General features: G+C 36.3%; 2 protein-coding genes. Both read left to right on the top strand.

The features are described from left to right. Positions 1 to 187 precede the first annotated feature (187 nt). Positions 188 to 718, top strand: a complete 531-nt coding sequence (locus tag AC220I_RS19770; protein WP_486725588.1) for a DUF5317 family protein — start codon at positions 188 to 190, stop codon at positions 716 to 718. Between the two features lie 102 nt (positions 719 to 820). Then, positions 821 to 3,550: a preprotein translocase subunit SecA gene (gene secA, locus AC220I_RS19765; RefSeq protein ID WP_486725587.1), complete on the top strand. Its 2,730-nt coding sequence runs from the start codon at positions 821 to 823 to the stop codon at positions 3,548 to 3,550. Positions 3,551 to 3,723 lie beyond the last annotated feature (173 nt).

The following is a 3,723-nucleotide window of genomic DNA, read 5'->3' as shown; positions in this document are numbered from 1 at the left end:
ATGTTCAAAATATTGATAATGTTCTAGAAAGTTAATGTTTTTAATTAATGTGATTTCTCAATTTGATAATTAATGTGATATATAATAATAAATCATAATACAGAAAGGGTAGAGTAATATGTATTTGGAAGCTATTTTATTAGGTTTGATTATAGGCTTTATTAGAAACGGTAGTTTGCAAAACTTCATGAATGCAAAATTTAAAGGCTGGTTATTTATGCCACTTGCCTTTATCTTGTTTTTAATGCCCTTCCTGTCATCGATATTAAAACTAAATTTAAACAATGAAACGCTTTACCCTTTTTTAGCGATGATTATTTGCACCATCGTTTTACTGCTCAATATTGAAAAAAGTGGCATGAAACTCATATTTCTTGGAACACTTTTAAACGTAGTGGTGATGGCGTTAAACCATTTCCAGATGCCTTTGTTGATTGACGGAGGGACTGTATCAGGTTTAGAGGCTTTTTATACCAGTGTTAAGCAAGGAGATATCATAAATTATGCAATAATTGCCAATGGCAATATAATAAATACAATCTTAGGAAAGCATGTATTATTGCCGGAGTCGTATCCGCTGAATCGTATTTTAAGTCTTGGAGACATCATCATCTCCCTAGGCATTATTTTCTTGATTCAAGAGGAGATGCGATACCATGTTTCAAAATTAAGAGGCACCATGGTTAACTTTTCTTATCGAAGCCGATCAGGTAGATAAATGGATAATTGACATACTCTTTTAACAAATTGTTTGAAACTTCACAAAGGATAATATGATATAATAGACTTCTGATAGGTTGGCGAAAGGATGTAAATAAACATGAATATAATGAGACTATTATTTGGCGATCTCAATGAAAAAGAAGTAAAAAAACTTAATAAAATTGTTGATGAGATCGAGGCGTACGAGCCAAAATTTGAAGCGATGGCTGATGAAGTTTTAAAACAACAAACTGCTATTTTTAGAGAAAGACTTGATAAAGGTGAAACCTTAGATGATTTGTTACCAGAGGCTTTTGCAGTTGTTAGAGAAGCTGGTAAGAGAGTTCTTGGTATGAGAGCATTTAGATCACAGCTCATCGGTGGTATTGTACTTCACCAAGGTCGAATTGCAGAGATGAAAACAGGTGAAGGTAAGACCCTTGTAGCAACATTACCCGTTTATTTAAATGCACTTGAAGGCAAAGGGGTTCACGTTGTTACAGTCAATGATTACCTTGCACATAGAGATAAAGAATGGATGGGCAGACTCTATGAATTCTTAGGCATGACAGTTGGTTGTGTCATTCACGGTGTTGAAGGTGAAGATAGAACTGCAGCTTATCGTGCTGATATTACTTATGGTACAAATAATGAGTTCGGATTTGATTATTTAAGAGATAACATGGTAATGCGTCAAGAGCGTTTGGTGCAGAGACCTTTAAATTTTGCAATTGTCGATGAGGTCGATAGTATCCTTGTTGACGAGGCTAGAACACCACTTATTATTTCAGGTGAGAGTGAGAAGTCTACAGACCTATATCAAATTGCAGATCATTTTGCTTCAAAACTCAATAAGGAAACAGACGTTACTATTGACGAAAAAGCGAAATCGATCGCTTTGACAGACGGTTTGGTTGTCAATAAATACGGTGAAAAAGAAGAAGGCAGTGAGGGCCGTAACGGCGTAAAGATTGCTGAAGCCTACTTCAAGATAGAAAACTTAAGTGATCCTGAGAACTTAGAGATCTCACATCATATCAATCAAGCGATTAGAGCGAGATTTTTAATGAAAAGAGATGTGGATTATATCGTAAAAGATGGTGAGGTTATCATCGTAGATGAGTTTACTGGTCGTCTTATGTATGGTAGACGCTACTCAAATGGCTTACACCAGGCAATTGAAGCCAAAGAGGGTATTGAGGTTCGCAAAGAGTCTCAAACACTTGCAACAGTAACACTTCAAAATTATTTCAGAATGTATAAAAAGCTTGCTGGTATGACGGGAACCGCGAAAACAGAAGAGGATGAATTTAGACATATCTACAATATGGATGTTGTTGTGATCCCTACAAATAAACCAATTGCCAGAATAGATTTAGAAGATGCAATCTATAAAAACTTCGCAGGAAAGTTCAATGCAGTTGTGAAGGATATAGAAGAAAAACATGCTAAGGGACAGCCAGTTTTGGTAGGTACAATTAGTATTGAAACATCAGAATATATCAGTTCAATTCTCAAGAAAAAGGGCATCAAACATGAAGTGTTAAATGCGAAACAACATGATAGAGAGGCAGAAATTGTTGCTCAAGCAGGTCGATTGGGTTCTGTGACCATAGCAACAAACATGGCGGGTCGTGGTACGGATATCGTGCTAGGTGGTAACCCTGAATTTATGGCAAAAAAGGATATGCTAAAGAAAGGCTTCACAGAACATGTGACCAATTTAGCCTCTAGTCCAATTGTCACTACAGACCCTGAGGTTTTAGAAGCAAGAGCTGTTTATGATGTCTTATACAAGGAATATAAAGCAGTTACAGATGAAGAGTCTCAAAAGGTCAAAGAAGCTGGTGGTCTTCATATTATCGGTACAGAAAGACATGAATCTAGACGTATTGATAATCAGTTAAGAGGACGTTCTGGTCGTCAAGGTGATCCAGGTTCTTCACAGTTCTATATTTCTTTTGAGGATGATTTGATGCGTCTATTTGTAAGTGATAGAGCAAAACAAATTGTTGATACACTTGGTTTTGAGGAAGATATGGAGCTTGAAAACAAAATGCTTTCAAAATCCATTGAAAATGCTCAGAAAAAAGTGGAAGGTAGAAACTTTGGTATACGTAAGCATGTCCTACAATATGATGATGTTATGAATAAGCAAAGAGAAATTATCTATGCAGAGCGTAACAAAGTCCTCCATGGTGAGAATCTCAGGGACAATATTATCACTATGATTGAAAGATTGATTGATAGAACCATCCCGATGTACACAGAGGGTTACAAATATCCGGAAGAATGGGATTTAGATGGTCTTTTAAATAATTTACACAGCATTTTTCTGCCACAGGGTTCTGTTGAGTTTAAGAATGTTGAGGAACTGACGCTTGAAACCTTAAAAGAAATACTTTTGAGTAAAGCTGTTCAGCTCTATGAAGATAAAGAGCAAGAAATTAGTCCTGAACATATGAGAGAAGTTGAGAGGGCTGTCTTGTTAAGAGTGGTAGACATGCACTGGATTGATCATATTGATGCAATGGATCAATTAAAACAAGGTATCAGTTTAAGAGCAATTGGTCAGCAAGATCCTGTTGTAGCATACAAGATGGAAGGTTTTGATATGTTTGAGGAAATGATTGCGAGCATCCAGCAAGAGACCCTTAGAACATTGTTCCATGCAACACTTAAAACGGATACTGAGCGTAAACAAGTTGCAATCATAACCGGTACCTCAGGTGGCGGTGAGTCACAAATCGCTAAACCTTTTAAAACAGAAAAAAAAGTGGGCAGAAATGATCCATGTCCATGTGGCAGTGGCAAGAAATACAAAAAATGTCATGGACTAAATGAATAAAATCAACAAAAAACGGTAATTATGTATTTGAGAAGAGGTGTCCTATTCATATCCTTCGGTTTCAATTCCTCACTTCTTTGCGGAGTAACCACGGATTCATAGACACCTCTTTTATATGCCAAAAAGCAAAGTATAGTAAGTTACCTAACAAACAAAGTCATTATGATATAAGT

Source organism: Fusibacter sp. (assembly GCF_057447755.1).
This window is presented reverse-complemented; position numbering and strand designations above follow the sequence as displayed.